An 18,655-nucleotide genomic window follows, 5' to 3' on the forward strand; every position below is an offset into this window, starting at 1 on the left:
AAGGTGAGAGTAGTGGCAAAAGAATTGCGCAGTGGCTATACGACTGGTGCATGTGCGGCAGCTGGCGTCAAGGCAGCTCTGTTGTTTGCAGCCGGCGAAAGCTGGCAGGAGATCGAGCTCACGGCGCTTGATGGTACGCAGCTAGTCATTCCCGTCAAGGCCGTTGAGCGGACAGAGGCAGGCCTGACGGCTGAGGTTGTCAAATTTTCGGGCGATGATCCCGATATCACCAATGGTGTGTCGGTATTCACGACGGTGCGGCGGCTGGAGCAGGAGCAGCCCGGAATCGTATTCCGGGCTGGCGAAGGGATTGGCACGGTGACCAAGCCGGGGCTGTCTGTCCCCGTAGGGGAACCTTCCATCAATCCAGGGCCGCGGCAGCTCATACGCAATGTGGTGGCGGAAGTGCTCGGGACGGATCAGGTGGCGCTGATGGTCACGATTGCAATCCCCGCTGGCGTGGAACTGGCACGGCAGACGCTCAATCCGATACTCGGCGTTGAGGGAGGGATTTCCGTCATCGGCACGACTGGTGTCCTGCGGCCGATGTCGGAGGAAGGGTTCAAGAATTCCCTGGTGCCGCAGATTGATGTGGCCAGAGCCGCAGGCTTTGCAGATCTGATCTTCGTCCCTGGTAAGATCGGGGAGCGCATTGCGACTGGCTGGGGCTTGCCGCCGGCGGCAATGGTGCAGACGAGCAATTTCATCGGCTTCATGCTCGAGGCGGCGGCTGAACGCAAGGTCCAAAGAGTGTTGCTGTTTGGCCATATTGGCAAGCTCAGCAAGGTGGCGGCTGGCGTCTTCTATACGCATAACCGCATCGCCGATGGCCGCTTGGAGACATTGGCCGCGTATGGTGCTGCTGAAGGCTTGCCGCAGGCAGAGGTCTGTAAGCTGCTGGCTGCCACGACGACCGAAGACGCGCTCGTCGTGCTGCAGCAGGCAGGCTTGCAGGAAAAGGTATGCCAAAGACTGGCCGAGCGTGCAAGCCTGCGGGCGGAGCGTTATCTTTTCCAGAAGCTCAAGGTCGGTACCGTCATGGTGACTTTGGCTGGTGAGCTGCTGGGAATGGATGCGACGGCCAGAGAGATCGGGGAGGGATTCGGATGGAAAATGCCGCAGTAAAACATAGGATCGTTGTCGCGGGAATCGGGCCTGGCAATCCCGATTATATGGTGCCGCTGGCAAAACAGGCGATTGCCGGGGCCAAGGCGCTGGTCGGCGGACGGCGGGCCTTGGCCCAGTTTGCAGCACCAGCGGCAAGCGGGCAGCAGACGCTAGCTGTCACCCGTGATATCGCAGGGGTCATGGCCTTCATTGAGCGGGAACTTCACCAGCATGATGTCGTGGTCATGGTTTCCGGCGATCCAGGCTATTATTCGTTGCTCGATGCCTTGCGGCGCAATTTCCCTGCGCAACAGATTGCCGTGATTCCTGGCATCAGCGCGCTGCAGCTGGCCTTTGCGCGGCTGGCGCTGCCCTGGCACGATGCGCGGCTGGTGAGCTTCCACGGCCGCCGTCCGCCAGCGTCCGCGCTGTGTTATGAACCGGGGGCTGTCCTGGGGATGCTGACCGATGGCGAGCAGAACTCCAAAACAATACCACCCTTGCTCATTGAGCAAGGGTGGCCGAAGGATGCCAAGCTGCATATCTGCACGCGGCTGTCCTATGCGGATGAAGAGATACGTACGGTCAGCCTCGGCGAGGCCATGGAGCTGCCTGCCTATGCAAGCGGCATCCTGATTGCCGAGGGCTGAATCAGAGGTACTGCTGGGCAATGCCGAGCAGCAGCCCGATGATGCCGGAGCCGGCCAAGAGGCGGATGACGCCGATCTTGCGGCGTACTGCAACAAGCGAGCCTGTGAGGATGATGATGCCCAGCGGGTCGATTGTCGTGAGGTCGGCGGGCAGCGTTTCCGTATTCCAGAGCGCCAGTACGATGAAGCTGATGCCGGCGGCGGCAATCAGTGCGACGACGGCTGGACGCAGGCCATTGAGGATGCCGCGGATCGCGCCGATATCTCCATAGCTGAAAAAAAGCCGCGTGAGCGCGATGCCGATGATGAGCGACGGTGTGCAGAAGCCGACGGTGGCACAGACAGCCCCGCCAAAACCTGCAATCTTCTGCCCTGCAAAGGTGGCGGCGTTGATGCCGATCGGACCTGGGGTCATCTGGGAGATCGTGAAGATATCGACAAACTCGCCAAGGCTCATCCAATGATAGGTGTCGACGACGGCAGACTGGATCAGGGGCATCGAAGCGTAGCCGCCGCCCACGCAGAAGATGGCGACTTTGGCGAATTCCCAAAACAAAAGCAAGTATATCATGACAAGACCTCCTTATTTGCTGTACTTCTGGTCACGCAGGAACAATAAGCCGATGATGCCGTCGATGATGACGAGCAGCATGATGTTGACATCAAAAAAGAAATTGGCGAGAAAAGTTCCAGCGATGATGGCCAGGGGGAGCAGCAATTTTTTTTTGACTTGCTTCTGCAGCAGATCGATAGCGACGTTGACAATCAGAGCGGTGGCACCGCATTGCATGCCCTTGAGTGCATAGCGTACATAGGGATTGCTGGCGAACCAGCTGTAGGCGCAGGATATGGCAGAAAGCGTGATGAGCGGTGGCAGGATCGTCGCCGCCAGCGCGGTGAGGGCACCGGCAAGGCCGGCCATGCGGTAGCCGAGTATGATCGAGGCGTTTACGGCAACGACACCGGGCATCGATTGGGCGATGGAGACAAGGTTCAAGGTATCCTTATCGGTCAGCCAGCCGTATTCATCGACGTACTTGGCGCGCAGCAGCGGAATGATGACAAAGCCGCCGCCGACGGTGAAGGCGCTGATGAGGAAGGTGGATTGGAAGAGCTTCCAATAGAAGTTGGGGCAGCTGGCGGCAACGGATTTCATTTCTTCGTTGGACATAGGTGTACCTCCTGATTGAGTGGCTGGCTAGAACCGTCAGCCGGAATATTGAGTGCGGCAAGGAATTTTTCGGCGAGATTTGAGAGATAGGCATCGCGCCGCCAGATGATGGCAATGCGCGTAGCAAGCGATGGCTCGTCGATCTTCTTGATATGGAGCTGCTCGTGGGCGGCAAGATTGGCCGCCGAGGCCGGCGTGATGGCGATGCCAAGGCCGGCATTGGCCCAGAGGATCGTCGTGCGGGCATCGTCGTTGCGGCAATAGATTTCCGGCTGGATGTTTTGAGCGGTAAACGCATTGCTGAGTACCTGATTGAACCGGCGATAGATGATGAGCTGGCGTTTATCGAGTTCGGACAGCGTGATGATATCACGCTCGGGGCACCAGTCAAGACCGGCTGTCATGGCGGCAATCATCGGCTCTGGTTCAAGATAGGCACAGTGGAACTGGCTGGCATTGAAGGGGGTACGCACGATACCAATCTCGATGACGCCTTTTTCCAGCAGTTCGATGAGCTGATAGGTATTGGCGTCGTAGATCTCGAAATGGACATCCCGGTATTGCTGCTGGAAGCGCTGCAGGCCGGGATGCCACAGGATACTGCCCGAAGATGAGATGGTGCCGATGGCAAGCGTACCGCGCAGTCCCTGGCAGAGATCGGCAATCTCACGGCTGGTCGAATCGGCCAGGGCTAGCAGCTGCTGGGCCCGCCGGGTGAGCAGGCGGCCTGCATCTGTGAGCTCGATATGATGGGGGCCGCGCTTGAAAAGCTCGGTGCCCAGTTCGCTTTCGAGCAATTTCATCTGCTGGGAAAGGGGCGGCTGTGCCATGTGGAGTTTCCGGGCAGCTGCGGTGATCTGCCGTTCATCGACAACGGTCAAAAAATACTTCAACTGCTTGAGGTCCATAGTATTACGATATCCTTTCTATACAAAAATAATATATACATCTAATGGTTGATATTTTTTTCATATCACTCTGGTCTTATCATACTGCATCGGCCTCCGGAATGCAAGCTGCCGGACAAGGATAGCGGAGGAGCAAGTGTAACCAATGCAACAGACGCAGGCGGAGAGAATGGCTATAATAAAGGCAGAAGATGAATGATGCGTGGGTTAGAAGGAGCCGCTATGAAGAAAATCGATTTGAACCTTACGGTAGGTGAATTGGTGAATATGTATCCAGAGCTGCGGGATATCCTGGCAGAGCTGGGCTTTGACAAGATCATGAATCCGCTGGCTTTGAAGGTGATGGGCAATATCATGACCCTACCGCGCGGAGCCGCGGTCAAGGGTGTGCCGCTGGAAAAAGTTATTGCGGTCTTGCAGGAGCGTGGTTTTACGGTTACAGGCTATGCGGATGATGAAGCGCGCAAGGAAAAATTGCGCAGCTATATCGAGCGTCTGAGCCAGGGAGAAGAGCTGGAGTCTGTGCGGGCAGAGTTCGTCCGTGAGTTCGCAAGCGTATCAGCGCTGGAGATCGCGACAGCGGAGCAGGAGCTCATAAAAAGCGGTGTACCCATGTGCCAGGTACAGAAGCTCTGCGATGTGCACGCAGCGATGTTCCATGGCCGGACGGAGGCCGAAGTCATAAAGGAGGAGCTCAAGGCGCAGGCAGCCAAGATGGAGGACTTTACCGGCCGAGATTTGCCGGCTGGACATCCGCTGAGCCTGCTGCGGGAAGAAAACACAGGGCTGGAGAAGGTCCTTGACACCATCACCAGGCAGTGTGAGGGCAGCAATCCGGAGACTGGCGTGGTGGTTGAGGCCTTGCGGGCTTTCCATGGTGTGCGGGCGCATTATGCCAAGAAGGAAGAGCTGCTGATGCCGCTGCTCTACAACTATGGTGTGACAGGGCCGTCGCAGGTCATGTGGGGCGTCGATGATGAGATCAAGAAGGAACTCGGCGTGCTGACGCGCGCTGTGCAGGAAGATGAAGACAATGTGCGCATCTACAAGGGACGCATTGCGGCTTTGGCGCAGCGTACGCGGGAGATGATCTACAAAGAAGAACGCATCCTTTTCCCGCTTTGCCTGCGTTACTTCACAGCGGAGGAGTGGAAGCGTGTCTACCGCGATTTCCCTGAGATGGGGATCGCATTTGTGGCTGAGCCCGCTATCTGGCCGGAGGGGGAAGCTTGGGCAGCGGCTGAGCTTGAACGGCTGAGCGAGCAGGAGATTCTTGCTGGCAGGATCCAGCTGCCGACAGGCGAGCTCACCGTCAAGCAGCTGCGGGCGATGTTGTCGCTACTGCCCGTCGATATCACATTTATCGATGAAAACGACAAGCTGCGTTTTTTCATCAATGAAGGCAATATTTTTCCGCGTCCCAAGGCAGCACTGGGCCGTGATGTCTACGATTGCCATCCGCCGCAGATCGTTCCGGTCGTCAGGAATCTGCTGGCTGATTTCAAGGCGAAGAAACGTGATTCCCTTGAAGTGGCCCGCTATATCATGGGCAAGCCGGTCATGGTGAAGTACATGGCCGTCTATGATGCGGACGAGTGCTATATCGGCACGGTCGAGGTCGTACAGGACTGTAGTCACATCCTCGCCAAATTCCCGCCGCGCAAGTAATCGTTGGCTCGAATCTTGAAAAATTCAGAAAACGCCTCTATAATAGAACTGACAGAAACATGTAGTCTATATATGGAGGCGATTTTTATGTTCCGGACGATACCTTTCAATCTGCGGGAAAATGCTGAGCGTGGACGCGAAGTATTGGAGAAGGCCTTGGAGTTCATGGCAGATCAGCCGTTCAATCCGATGGGGAAAGTCAGCAGCGCGTTGTCGCCGTTCCGCGTCGATGTCATTGACACCGAGACGGCTTATGAGCTGTTTGCCGAGTTGCCAGGCTTCTATAAAGAACAGATCAACGTTTCCTATGACGACAACAACTACCTGCGCATCCGGGCCGAACGTCCTGAAAACGAGATGCAGGTGAAATATCTCTGCCGGGAACGCCGCAGCGGCCAGTTTGAACGCACTTTCCTGATTGATGGCATCAAGAAAGAGGATGTCAGTGTCTCGTATGAGAACGGTATCCTGCATATCATGATGCCGAAGGAGGAGGAATGCGATAATCGCACGGTATTCGATATCGATTAAAATATTTTACGGTTCCTCTTGTTCCCAGCAGGATTTTTATGGTATAGCGGGAATAATATACGGTAAGAGATGTAGTATCGGAAGGCTTTCCTGACGGAGGTCTGACAGAGGAAATAGGAGGGACTATCTATGATGGATGAAAAAGACTGGGTGGAATTCAAACGGAAACTGAAGGCGAAGACGGAAATCGATCTTGATCTATATAAAGAGCCGCAGATGAAGCGCCGTATCGGCAATCTGGTCACGCGCGCTGGTATGGATTCCTACAGTGCATATTTTGATAATGCAGCCAAGGATAAGGATGATTTCGCTGCTTTTATCGAGTATCTGACAATCAACGTATCGGAATTTTTCCGTACGCCGGAGAAATTCGGCAAGCTGGAAACAGACGTCATTCCGGATCTGCTCAAGCGTTCGCCAAAACTCAATATCTGGAGTGCAGGCTGTTCAATCGGTGCAGAGCCGTATTCGCTGGCAATCATCATGAAGGAGATGACGCCGAATACGCGTCATCGCATTCTGGCATCCGACTTGGATGTCGAAATCCTGGCCAAGGCAAAACGGGGCATCTATACGGACAACGAAATCAAGGCCATGACGCCACAGCGTCGGGCACAGTATTTTGATAAAGTCGACGGTGATAAGTTCGCGGTCAAACAGGAAATCAAGAGCTGCATCGAATTCAAGCGGCACAATCTCCTGAAAGACAAGTTTGAGGAAGGATTTGATCTCATTCTCTGCCGCAATGTCGTCATTTATTTCACAGAAGAGGCCAAGGATCAGCTGTATGCGAACTTCTTCAAGGCCCTGAAACCGGGCGGTATCCTGTTTGTCGGTGCTACTGAGGCAATCCTCAATTTCCGCAAGTTGGGCTATACCAGCTTCCAGCCGTTCTTCTACCAGAAACCGTTAGCGTAGGTAAAACATAAACAATAAAGTCAAACGGAGCTAAGACATGTATGCGAACCAACAGATCGAACAACTGGATAGAGAGAAGCTGCAGGATTTGCAGCTCGAACGGCTGAAGAAGCAAATCAAATGGGCGCAGGAGAAGAGTCTGTTCTACCAAAGACAATTTGCGGAAAAGGGCGTATCCGCTGCGGATATCCAAAGTCTTGCGGACATTGCCAAATTGCCGTTCCTGGAAAGAAATATGCTGTATCGTGTTGATTCGCTTGATATCTTGACGATGCCGCTTTCGGGGATCCTGCGCTTCAATGTGATGCAGCAGGAAACCGGCGAGATCACCAAGTTCTATACCAATGGGGATATTGCGCATAATGTCGAGATGATGACGCGCTGCCTGGTGGCTGCGGGCATCACAAATGCATCGATTGTGGCCCTGCAGGGCGATATGTCTGACAGCCGTCTTCTGGACATCCAGTATGCGCTGGAGCTGATCGGCTCGACGGTGGTGCCGATGGGCACAGATTACCGGCAATGGCTCCGTCTGATGGAGCTTATGAGCATGGATACCCTGGTCAGCACGCCACAGCTCATCATGCAGCTGATCATCCAGCTGCAGGCAACGGGCAAGAACATCGTGGACTACCCGCTGAACCGTGTCATCTGCTGCAATACGCAGGGGGTGCAGAATCCGATGCAGCGTCATATCCAGGATCGCACCAAGGCGCAGGTGTTCAATCTCTATGAACCGGCGGAACTCGGGACGGCAGGCATACTGTATCCCTGTGAGGCACATAACGGCTATCATATCCAGGAAGATTATTATTATCCAGAGATTGTGGCCTTCAACAGCGACCAGGTGGTAACGGAACCGCATCAGATGGGTGAGCTGGTGCTTACCAGCCTCATGAATGAGGCCATGCCGCTGATACGCTACCGCACCGGACAGGCCGTGATGATGGAGACCGAAGAATGCCGCTGCGGCCGGACACTTCGCCGAGTCACGACACCGTTTTCTTTTATGTAGGCAAAGGGACATATTCCTGCAAGGGGATATGTCCTTTCTTTTGTGATCGATATTGGCAAAGGCAGGTTATCATGACAGCAAAACTAGATTTCATCATTGGCCGCGCAGGCACGGGCAAGACCCAGGCCTGTCTGGCGGCGATGCGCGCAAAGATGCAGCAGGAGCCCTTGGGGCCCGCGCTTATCCTGCTGCTGCCCGAGCATATGACCTATAAGGTGGAGCGGGAACTGGCTACCATGATGGAGAAAAATGGCCAGGGCTTTTTCCGTGCTTATGTTTTCGGTTTCCGCCGCTTTGCCCGGCAAATTTTAATGGAAACTGGTGGGGAGTTGCCTCGTATCAGCGACGTGGGACGGCGGCTGCTCCTGCAAAAATTGCTGCTTCAGCACCAGAAGGACAAGGATCTGACGGTCTTTGCCCGGGCGGCACGTCAGCGGGGCTTTACGGAAACCTTGTCGGATGCCATCAAGGAGATGAAGAGTTATCGGCTCTCTACGGATACTTTGCGGCAGGCCGCAGACATGGTGGGGACAGGCCAGGAGCGTCTCTCGGGCAAGGTGCGGGAGCTCAGCACTTTGGCGGATGAGTTTGCTGCCGCCATGGATGGACGTAAAAGCGATGCGGAAGATTTGATGAACATACTGGCGGAGAAGATTCCTGAGGCCGGGCTTATGCAAGGCGCTGAAGTCTGGATTGACGGCTTTGTGTTTTTCAATCCGCAAGAGATGCATGTGTTGGCTGCAATCCTTGCCAGCGCAGCCAAAGTCCATATCACGCTGCCGATGATGGGAGAAAATCTGCCTGGTGGTCAGGTGAACTTCCAGCTGACGGAGAATACCAGCGAGACGGGGCTGTTTAACCGTCCTTACTGCACTATGGAAAGTATTTGCCGGCTCATGCAGCGTTTTGCGCCGGAGCAGGCTGTTTTTGGGCAGCCGGTAACCTTGTTGACAGAGAATCATCGCGCTAAGAATCCTGCACTTAGCTGGCTTGAGAAAAATTTATTCAGCCAGGCTGATGCCAGTGAGGAAGTACCGCAGGGATTACGGCTCGTGGAGGCTGCCAACCGCCGTATTGAGGTTGAAACGGCAGCGGCAGACATCCTGCGGCTGGTGCGGGAGGAAGGCTACCGCTATCGGGAAATTGGCATCCTTATCCGCAATGCCGAGGATTATGATGGCATTTTGCCGTTGGTTTTTCAGGATTATGGCATTCCGTTCTTTCAGGATGGCAAGCGCCAGAGCATCCATCATCCGCTGGCGGAGCTTTTGCGCTCGGGGCTGGAAGTGGTGCAGAGAGGCTGGAATTATGAAAACATCTTTCGCTGCTTGCGCACAGGTTTTTTCCCGTTAGTACGGGAGGATGTCGATAAGCTGGAAAATTATGTGCTGGAGTTTGGTTTGCGGGGCCGCAAGCGTTGGCTGCAAGAGGCGGATTGGAACTGGCACCGGCGGTATTCGCTGGAGGAAGAGACAGAGGAAGCCGACGCGGAGACCAAGGAGCGTTTGGCGCTGGTGGACGGCCTGCGGCGGCAGGCCGTGGCGGCGCTTTCCCGCTTTGACCAGTCAATCCGGCAGGCAGAAGATGTGACCGGTCAAGTTACGGCGCTTTATGATTTGCTGATAGACTTGGAGGTGCCTGCTCATCTGGCAAAGTGGCAGGAAATGGCCGAAGCTGAAGGGCGCCTGGCCGATGCCGCCGAACACCGGCAGATTTGGGAAGACATCATGGACTTTTTCGATCAGCTGGTGGAAATCAGCGGCCAGGAAAAGATGAGCCTTAGTGATTTTGCGGCAGTGCTCGGGGATGGCCTGGATGCCGTGAGCCTGTCTTTGATTCCGCCCGGGCTTGACTATGTGACAGTAGCATCCTTTGACCAGAACAGCCTGGCGGGCACCAGAGCTATTTATATCTTGGGGGCCAATGCTGGGATCATGCCCCGGCGTATTGGTGAGACGGGGATGTTTACCGATGCGGACAGGCTGCATCTGGCCGAGGCTTTGGCGCAAATGCCCGGAGAGGAAGGCGAAGCGCCCATGATATCCCGCGGGGGACAGGAACGCAGCTTTGGTGAGCGCTTCCTGCTCTACCGCGGTTTTAATGAAGCCGGCGAGTATCTGTGGGTGTCCTATGCTTTGGCTGATGCTGAGGGAAATGGCCTGCAGCCCGCTGCTTTGGTGGGAAAGCTAAGGCAGTGCTTCCCTAAGCTCAAACTGCTATCGATTCCGTTGGAGACTTTGGGCCGTCACGATATGCTGCAGCTGGCTGCTCCCGGCCCGGCGCTATCGGGGCTGTCCAGTGCGCTGCGGGGGCGGCGGGACGAAGGGAAGATGGATGTTTTTTGGCAGGATGTTTATAACTGGGCCTTGCATCAGCCAGAACGAAAGCGGCCGCTGCAGTTGGCACTAGCGGGGTTAGCACCGCTAGCTCCCGTAGGAGAAATATCTCCGGAGCTTGCGCAGGCAATATTCCTGCGGGGAAAATTCCTGCGGGGCAGTGTGACTCAGTTCGAGCAGTTCCGCCGTTGTCCCTTTGCGCACTTTGCCAGCTATGGCCTCAAACTGCAGGAACGGCGTACTTATGAGTTCCGGCAGATGGACTTAGGACAGCTTCTCCATGAAGTCCTGCGGGAATATGGGGAAATGGTGGCGCGTGATTATCAGCATCGTTGGCAGGATGTACCCTGGGAAAAACGGGGGCAAATCTGCCAGGAGCTGGTGGAGGAAATTGCGCCGCGTTTGCAGAGTGAAATCCTCTTGAGCCGTCCCGACTATCGTCATTACAAGCGGCGTATGGCGGACACGGCCCTGCAGGCGGTCAATCATCTCTCTGCCTGGGCAGCTATGTCGGAATTTCAGCCTGCTTACTTTGAGGAAGGCTTTGGCCATGGCGGCGACCGGGTACAGCTGACACCTTTGCCATTGGGGGGCGGTTTTTCCTTGTCCTTGAAAGGCCAGATTGATCGTTTGGATGTGCATCAGGAAAATCCCTATTTCTTGATTCTCGATTACAAGAGCGGCCAGGCCGCCATCAATCTCTTTGAAGTTTACTATGGGCTCAAATTGCAGCTGTTGGTATATCTGCTGGTAGGGCAGCAGCTCTTGAAACAGCAGGGAACGGAGCGGCTGCCGGCTGGGATTCTCTATGCGCTGCTCCATAATCCCAGCATAGTCACAGATCGGCGGATGACCACGGAGGAAATGCAAGCGGCAATCAAAAAGAAGCTCACCATGCCTGGATGGGTGCTGGCGGATATGGAAGTAATCCGCAGCATTGATGCGGAGCTGGAGCATATCAAGCCGCAGACAAAAAAGGATGGGGAGCTGGACAGCAACACCGTCAAAGGCCACTATATCCGCACCCAGCAGGAATTTGAACTGATGCTGGGGTATGTGGACTACATATTGAAGGACACTGGCCGTGCTATTTTGGGCGGGGATATCCGCATAAGTCCGTGCTGCTATGACAAAAATCCCAAGCGCACGGCTTGCACGTATTGCAATTACCGGGTGCTCTGCGGTTTTGAGCCGGATATTGCAGGTTTTGCCTACCATGAGGTGAGCAATTTTGATGAGGAAGAAATGGAACGCCGTATGGCGGAAAAGATTGGAAGAGAGGATTTAGCTCATGCCATATACCAAGGACCAACAGACGGCCATTGAGGCCAGGGGCCGCAACATCCTGGTGGCTGCTGCCGCCGGTTCCGGTAAGACCCGGGTGCTGGTGGAGCGCATTATCCGCCAGCTCATTGCGGGCGAGCTGGATGTGGATGAACTGCTGGTGGTGACCTTCACCAACGCGGCGGCGGCCGAGATGCGTGAGCGCATTGAGGCTGCTTTGGAAACGGAATTAGCAGCAGTAACCGACAGGAAAATTGCTGCCCGGCTGGAACGGCAGATGGTACTATTGACTGGTGCCGATATCTGCACCTTTCATTCCTTCTGCCAGCGGCTTATCCGCCAACATATCGATGCCTTGGAGGTAGATCCAAAGTTCCGTCTGGCAAGTGAACAGGAGTTAGTGCTGCTCAAAAACGATACGTTGGAAGCCATGCTGGCAGAAAAATATGAACGCCCGCTGGAGGCAGAAAAACTGCCCGATTGGGAGGGCTTTATTTCCTTTATGGACGATTATGGCGATGAAAAAGGAGACGAGGAAGTCAAGCAGGCGGTGTTAAGGCTTCATACTTTTGCGCAGAGCCAGCCGTTTCCGGAAAAGTGGCTGCAGAGCCAGCAGGCAAGGCAGGATGAGAACCTTGCCAATTCGCCATGGCTGGCTGCGGCAGTGCCGGAGATGCGGGCCAGCCTGCTGGCAGTTATCAGCCAGTATGAGGAAGCCGCCGCCTTGGGCAAGGGGCAGGATGATCCGGCCCTGCCTGCGGCCTGGCAGCCTTATGCTGAGCTGATGCAGCAGGATTTGGCGGGGCTCGATGCCATCCGCGAAGCCTTTAACGTGTTGGAGGCTAATCCCAGCGGAAAAACGTGGGATGAACTGGTCCGGCAGGTCAGCAAATTCTCCTGGAAGGCTATGCGGGGAAAAATCTATAACGATCTCAAGAATCTCTATCCGGACATCCGCGAACAGTTTAACGGCCGGCGGGACGCGGTAAAGAAAGCCCTGAAAAAATTTGCCGATAATTATCTGGGGCAGGAAGCTGCCCAGATTGCGGAAGATATTGCGGCCAACCAGCGGACAGCTTCGATTTATGTGCAGCTGGCGCTGGATTTTGGCAGGGCGCTGCAGGAAGCGAAAAGGGAGCGCAACATTCTGGATTTCAACGATCTGGAGCATTTTGCGCTGGCAATCCTCTGTGCTTATGACGAAGCGGGGGCGGTTATGCACAGTCCCGCTGCGCGCTCCTTGCAGGAGAAATATAAGTCTATCATGGTGGATGAGTATCAGGATACCAATGGCGTGCAGGAGGCTATCTTGAATCTCATTGCCCGCGAGAACAACCGCTTTACAGTTGGCGATGTGAAGCAGAGCATCTATCGTTTCCGTCTGGCCGATCCCTATCTCTTTCAGGCCAAGTACGATAGTTTCCCCGAAAAACCAGCGGCAGAAGATAAGAATCAGCGTATCAATATGAAGCAGAACTTCCGCAGCCGGGAAGAGGTGCTGGCGCCGATTAATTTTATCTTTGACCAGATCATGACCAGAGGGGCAGCTGAAATAGAATACGATGTCAACAGCAAGCTTTATCCTGGCAAGGATTATCCTGCTCATACGCATAGCTTTGCCGGGACGGATGGTGCTATGGAATTGGATTTGGTCCTGCGGGGCGGTCCGGAGGAAAAGACAGTATCGGCGGAAAATGCTAGTGAGGAGGATACCGAGGATTTGTCCGGCTTCAAACTGGAGGCGGCCTATATCGCCAGGCGCATCGGCCAGCTGATGGAGCAGGGCTATATGGTCCTCGATAAAGACAGCGATACCTATCGTTCGCTGGAGTTCCGGGATATTGCAGTGTTGCTGCGGGCAGTCAGCGGCAAGGCCAGCATCCTGCTCGAAGCCTTGCGGAAAAGCAGTATTCCCGCCTATGCGGAGGTAGATGGCGGCTACTTTGAGGCGGCAGAGGTGCGGCTGGTGCTGGCCCTGCTCACAGTCATCGACAATGTACGTCAGGATATTCCGCTGGCAGCGGTGCTGGCTTCGCCGATTGGCGGTTTTTCCATGGAGGAACTGGCCAAAATCCGTTTGGCGTCGGCTACGGGCGATTTGTATGATGGCCTGCTGGCCAGCTTTTCGGTGGACAGCGAAATGCCGCAGGAACTTGCGGCCCGCACTGCGGCATTTCAAGCAGAACTGGCCAAATGGCGCAGCTACGCTGTAAGCCACAGTGTGCCTGAACTTATCTGGCTCTTGTATCGGGAGACCGGCTACTATGATTATGTGGGCGGTCTTAAAGGCGGTCTTTTGCGTCAGGCCAATCTGCGCATGCTGGCAGATCGGGCGGCAGAGTATGAGCGCAGCAATTATCGTGGACTCTTCCGTTTCTTGCGCTTTATCGAAAATCTCAAGAAGCGGGATACGGATCTATCGGTGGCCCGTACTTTGGGGGCCAGCGAAAACGTAGTGCGCATCATGAGTATCCACCGCAGCAAGGGATTGGAGTTTCCCGTGGTCATTGTTGCGGATATGGCTAAGAAGTTTAATCTGCGGGATGCTACGGGCACGTTCTTGCTGCACAAGGAACTTGGAATTGGTGTGCGCATTGCCGAGCGGTCGCAGGTGGGGCGGCAAATCTATAAATCCCTGCCATGGCAGGCGGTAGCGGCTAAAATCCGCGCCGAGTCCAAGGCGGAGGAAATGCGTATCCTTTATGTGGCCATGACCCGCGCCCGTGAAAAATTGATTTTGACTGGCGTTATCGCTGAGGAAAGTGCTGAGAAAAAAGCCCAAGGCTATTGCCGCTATGTGGCTAGGAAGGAGGCGCAGCTGCCGGATTTTGTCATTATGGGGGCCGATAGTTACCTTGACTGGGTGGCCTTAGCCTTGAGCCGTCATAGTGCAGGAAAGACGCTGCGGGAAATGGCGGGGATTAGCGAGGACTGTGCACTGGAACAGGAGCTGGAGCCTGCGGCCCAGCTGCAGATAAATCTTTATCCTGCAGCTGAGGTAAGCGAAACGGCAGCTGCGGAAAGCAGTCAGGATGAACTACTGCAGGCTGCCCTTGCCCTAAAACCGATGCCGGCATCTCCGGAAAGGGAAACGGTAGAGGCTATGCTGGACTGGACTTATCCTGACCGGGGCCTTATGAGCGTTCCAGCCAAGCTTACGGTAACGGAGATAAAGCGGCGCTTTGCCATAAGCCAGGAATGGGACGATGATCTGCCTAATGCCCGTCAATTGATTGTACGGAATGAGGAAGGCGAACAGGAAGCTTTCGAGGATGACAAGTCAGAAAGTGACAAGTCAAAAATTGACAAGTCAGATATTGACTTGTCAAACGTGGAGGAAGCCGCTTGGCCACGGCCACGTTTTATGCAGGAACAGGATAAAAGACTCTCGCCGATGGAGCGGGGCACCATCATGCATACGGTGATGCAGCGGCTGGACTTCCATGGCGATTTGAGCTTTGCTGGCATCAAAAGTCAGGTGGCTGGGTTGGAAGCCAGGGGAATCCTGCCGGAAGGAGCAGGAAAAATTGTCTATATTAAGGGCATCCAGAGCTTTTTCCAGTCGGAAATCGGGCAGCAGGTGCTGACAGCTCCCGCGGTTTACCGGGAACTGCCCTTCAGCCGGATGCTTAGGGCAAAAGATTTCTATCCCGAAGTGCAGGAGGAAAGAGAGCTGCTGTTTACACAGGGGGTTATTGACCTGCTGGTGGAAACGGCAGACGGAAAATTAATCCTCATTGACTATAAGACCGACAGGCTGACCGATGCGGCCCGTATCCGGCAGCGCTATCAGATTCAGCTGGATTTGTACCGTCAGGCTGTGGAGGCCATCCTGGGCCGAAAGGTAGACAAAACGTATCTCTATCTGCTGCAAAATGGCAGTTTCGTGGCTATGGATAGGCTAAAGGAAACGGGAAAATGAATAAGGAAAAGTATCAGCAGCCATAGCCAAAGCCTTTGCCGAAAGCAAATTGTTCTGAAAAGATATTTTTAGAAGGGGTTGATACAATTATGGCAACTGAGGAAAGTAAGTTTTGGGGAATACATACTTTGAATGATAATCTGTTCCTTAAAGATAGTATTATTGCAATAGGCTGGTCAGAGATGGGAAACCTTACCTTGCTGGAGGCAAAAAGAGAGGCTTTTAAAGAAAAATATATGCAGGTTTATCCTAATGCTAAGAAAGGGAGCATTGCGACTAGTGCAGGAATGCTTTATCGTTTTTGTCACGAAGTCCAAATAGGAGATTATGTTGTATTTCCGTCCAAGATTAACCGCGAAGTGAATATTGGTGTGATTGAAGGTGCGTATAGTTATGATTCTGCGCAGGCAGAATATGTGCAGACTAGAAAAGTTAAGTGGCTGAAACATTTACCGCGGACGGTCTTTTCACAGGGGGCACTGTATGAAATTGGTTCAGCTATGAGTTTCTTCAGTGTGAAGAACTATGTAGAAGAGTTTATGGGAGCTTTGAATAAGAAGACAAACGAGCTCTTTAGTGCAGAGGCAGAAGACGATAGTGTTGGTGCAACGGCTGATGATATAATTGAAAGTACGAAAGACTTTATACTAAAAGAACTAAGCCGTCAATTAAAAGGCTATGATTTAGAAGAGTTTGTGGCTGATCTTTTAGGAGCGATGGGATATCGGACAATACTATCTCCTCATGGCGGAGATAGTGGTATAGATATTACTGCGTATAAGGATGAATTACCACCACGGATTTTAGTTCAGGTCAAGAGTCAGGACAGCGACATTAAGGAGGCAACGATTCAATCCTTAAAAGGAGCCATGCGTGAAGGCGATTACGGATTGTTTGTTACACTTTCCAATTATACGAAAAATGCGCATAAGTATCTTGAACGCACGCCGATAATTAGGGGGATAAATGGTACAGAGCTGGTAGAATTGATATTGAAATATTACGATGATTTGAGCGATAAATATAAAAAGATGATTCCTTTGAAGATGGTCTATATTCCTGTAATGAAATCAGAGTAGACCATTATGGCAAAATGTTCCTTTTACTTCCAATAGAAACAAGTGATTTTCCTTTAAATGATTCAATAGTCGATAGGCTTGTGCTGGGGAAACGTGGAGCAGGGCGATTACATCTGCCCGGGCCACGTTTCCTTTTTTATTGGTTAGCACAGGCTGGTGAATATGAGGCTATCCAAGAGAGGTGTGTAGGTAGAGTTGCATTGGACAAGATTTGTGCACAATTTTTTTTTATGATAGAATAACGTGTACTTTGTCTTTTTTTCGGCCGGTCTTTGCGAGGACATACGTCCTTGTGTGTGGAGGCGGAAAGGACTATAAATATAAACAGAAGTCCATCCAGGATGGGTAAGAGAAGAGATTAGGAGAGGGGACGTTGCATGGGCAGACATGTTCGTGGACAGGCAAAACATATTCGCAGGCGTGAGGGAAGAAGGCTATGGCAGCAGATGACGGCGGGGGTGCTTACCAGTGCCGTGTTGCTGGGACTTTCGTCGGGCTTGTCTTCTGCCGTGGGGAAACCGGCAGAGCAGGTAGAACCGTCGTTAGTGGTTGCCCGTTATGTATTTTCGGGAGAGAATCCTGTGAGCGAAGAGGAGCTGCAGCAGCTGTTGCAAAGGCACCGCCGGCAGCTGGCGACACTAAAGCAGCTTGAAGAACAGGCGAAAGAAGTGCAGAAATATTTGCGCGAGCGGGGGCATTTCGTAGCCACGGTCTATTTGCCGCCGCAGGGCTTTGCAAATGGAACGGTGGAGATGCGGATCGTGCCGGGGCATTATGGCCGCGTAATCGTCAAGAATGAGTCATATGCAACGGATGAAGCGGTACGTCGTGAAATGGGTATCAAAGCCGGCGATGCGGTAGAACGTGAGACGCTGGAACGCGGTGTCTGGCTGGCTGGTGATATGCAGCGGCTGGAGGTAAAAACACAGCTGCAGGCGGGAGAAAAAACGGGAACGACCGATCTGATCGTAAATGTCAAACCGAAAGGCAAGCGGATGTGGGGCTATGTTGGCTTCGACAATGGCGGCTACCGCTATACTGGTTCGTATCAATATAGTATGTTTGCTAACTATGCAAGTCCGTTCCGTCAGGGCGATTTGCTATCCGCAGGTGGCGTCATGACCAATCATGGCGGCGATACCTGGAGCGGCTCGGTGTCTTATGTGACGCCAATCCTGAGCCAGGGCAACAAATTCGGTATCAGCTATGGCAAGTCACATTATGCATTGTCCGATCAGCTGTCATCGCTCGGCATGACAGGAACGGCTGATGTGGTAAGTGCCTGGTGGCAGCATAATTTCAAGCGCAGCCGCAAGGCTAATTGGTATGGGACGCTGCGTTTTGACTGGAAGCAGCTTGATTCGGAATCGGATGCTTATGTTTCGCTGAACAATCCAAAGGAAACGCAGAGCTGGTCGTTGTCTATTCATGGCGACAGTCTGGACACATGGGCCAGCGGTGGTAAAAATACCTGGTCACTTACGTACACCCGCGGCGATTTGACGATAAAGAATGATTTACAGCGCAGCCTGGACGCAATCCGTGGGAAGGGCGCAGGCGATGGTGCACATACTGCAGGGAATTTTGGCAAGTATAATCTGAGCCTGACGCGGCTGCAGCGCATCGATGACCGGCTGGCTTTGTGGCTGAGCTATGAGCGGCAGTGGGCGGAGAAGAATCTGGATAGCTCGGAGAAGATGTCCTTGGGCGGCCCCTATGGCGTCAGGGCATATCCGATTGGCGAGGCAGCGGGGGATGATGGCTGGCGCTGGACGACGGAACTGCGCTGGAATATCCCGCAGCGTGAAGGTGATAAGAATACCTGGCAGCTCATCGCGTTTGCCGATGGCGGTCACGTGGATTCGTACCACGATGGCAACAGCCGCATCGCAGGCCGGGGGAATGGCCGCAGCCTATACGGCGCAGGCATTGGCGTCAATTGGAGCCATGAAGACAACTGGGCAGCACGCCTCCATTACGCCTGGAAGCTCGGGGCAGAAAAGGCTGAGTCCGATAATGATGCGAATGGCCGGTTGTGGTTCCAGCTGTATAAATTCTTTTGATAC

13 protein-coding genes are annotated in these 18,655 nt (G+C 53.8%); 10 read left to right on the plus strand and 3 right to left on the minus strand.

Annotation, left to right across the window (positions count from 1 at the left end; translation table 11 throughout):
* Positions 1-12 precede the first annotated feature (12 nt).
* Both cbiD and cbiE read left to right on the plus strand, forming a co-directional pair.
* Positions 13-1,125 carry a cobalt-precorrin-5B (C(1))-methyltransferase CbiD gene (gene cbiD, locus FZ041_RS01835; protein WP_149188340.1) on the plus strand — a complete coding sequence of 371 codons (1,113 nt, stop codon included), beginning with the start codon at positions 13-15 and terminating at the stop codon, positions 1,123-1,125.
* Positions 1,107-1,757 carry a precorrin-6y C5,15-methyltransferase (decarboxylating) subunit CbiE gene (gene cbiE, locus FZ041_RS01840; RefSeq protein ID WP_149188341.1) on the plus strand — a complete coding sequence of 217 codons (651 nt, stop codon included), beginning with the start codon at positions 1,107-1,109 and terminating at the stop codon, positions 1,755-1,757. Before cbiD ends, cbiE begins: the two co-directional genes overlap by 19 nt.
* 1 nt (position 1,758) lies before the next feature.
* On the opposite strand, the gene FZ041_RS01845 is transcribed toward cbiE, so the two are convergent.
* The 3 genes from FZ041_RS01845 to FZ041_RS01855 are packed head-to-tail and all read right to left on the minus strand — an operon-like array spanning position 1,759 to position 3,836.
* Entirely contained in the window at positions 1,759-2,328 is a 570-nt protein-coding gene (locus FZ041_RS01845; RefSeq protein WP_149188342.1) for a chromate transporter, read from the minus strand.
* A gap of 12 nt (positions 2,329-2,340) precedes the next feature.
* Entirely contained in the window at positions 2,341-2,928 is a 588-nt protein-coding gene (locus FZ041_RS01850; protein WP_149188343.1) for a chromate transporter, read from the minus strand.
* On the minus strand, positions 2,910-3,836 hold the full coding sequence (locus tag FZ041_RS01855; protein WP_149188344.1) for a LysR family transcriptional regulator: 927 nt from the start codon (positions 3,834-3,836) through the stop codon (positions 2,910-2,912). Before FZ041_RS01855 ends, FZ041_RS01850 begins: the two co-directional genes overlap by 19 nt.
* 222 nt (positions 3,837-4,058) lie before the next feature.
* On the opposite strand from FZ041_RS01855, the gene FZ041_RS01860 reads away from it, so the two are divergent.
* The 8 genes from FZ041_RS01860 to FZ041_RS01895 all read left to right on the plus strand — a co-directional run bounded on the left by FZ041_RS01860 (position 4,059) and on the right by FZ041_RS01895 (position 18,652).
* Positions 4,059-5,504, plus strand: coding sequence for a DUF438 domain-containing protein (locus tag FZ041_RS01860; protein ID WP_149188345.1), 1,446 nt, complete (start codon positions 4,059-4,061; stop codon positions 5,502-5,504).
* An 87-nt stretch (positions 5,505-5,591) separates the two neighbouring features.
* Positions 5,592-6,035 carry an Hsp20 family protein gene (locus FZ041_RS01865; protein WP_149188346.1) on the plus strand — a complete coding sequence of 148 codons (444 nt, stop codon included), beginning with the start codon at positions 5,592-5,594 and terminating at the stop codon, positions 6,033-6,035.
* Between the two features lie 129 nt (positions 6,036-6,164).
* The gene (locus tag FZ041_RS01870; protein WP_149188347.1) at positions 6,165-6,953 is read left to right on the plus strand and encodes a CheR family methyltransferase; all 789 of its coding nucleotides are present in this window, start codon (positions 6,165-6,167) and stop codon (positions 6,951-6,953) included.
* 37 nt (positions 6,954-6,990) lie between these two features.
* On the plus strand, positions 6,991-7,968 hold the full coding sequence (locus tag FZ041_RS01875; RefSeq protein WP_075441402.1) for a phenylacetate--CoA ligase family protein: 978 nt from the start codon (positions 6,991-6,993) through the stop codon (positions 7,966-7,968).
* A gap of 71 nt (positions 7,969-8,039) precedes the next feature.
* Positions 8,040-11,630 carry a helicase-exonuclease AddAB subunit AddB gene (gene addB, locus FZ041_RS01880; RefSeq protein WP_149188348.1) on the plus strand — a complete coding sequence of 1,197 codons (3,591 nt, stop codon included), beginning with the start codon at positions 8,040-8,042 and terminating at the stop codon, positions 11,628-11,630.
* Positions 11,596-15,510: a helicase-exonuclease AddAB subunit AddA gene (addA, locus tag FZ041_RS01885; protein ID WP_149188349.1), complete on the plus strand. Its 3,915-nt coding sequence runs from the start codon at positions 11,596-11,598 to the stop codon at positions 15,508-15,510. Before addB ends, addA begins: the two co-directional genes overlap by 35 nt.
* Before the next feature lie 89 nt (positions 15,511-15,599).
* Positions 15,600-16,589, plus strand: a complete 990-nt coding sequence (locus FZ041_RS01890; RefSeq protein WP_075441408.1) for a restriction endonuclease — start codon at positions 15,600-15,602, stop codon at positions 16,587-16,589.
* 377 nt (positions 16,590-16,966) lie between these two features.
* Entirely contained in the window at positions 16,967-18,652 is a 1,686-nt protein-coding gene (locus FZ041_RS01895; RefSeq protein ID WP_255449198.1) for a ShlB/FhaC/HecB family hemolysin secretion/activation protein, read from the plus strand.
* Positions 18,653-18,655: the final 3 nt, after the last annotated feature.

The organism is Pseudoselenomonas caprae (genome assembly GCF_008271345.1).
Lineage (GTDB): Bacteria > Bacillota > Negativicutes > Selenomonadales > Selenomonadaceae > Selenomonas_A > Selenomonas_A caprae.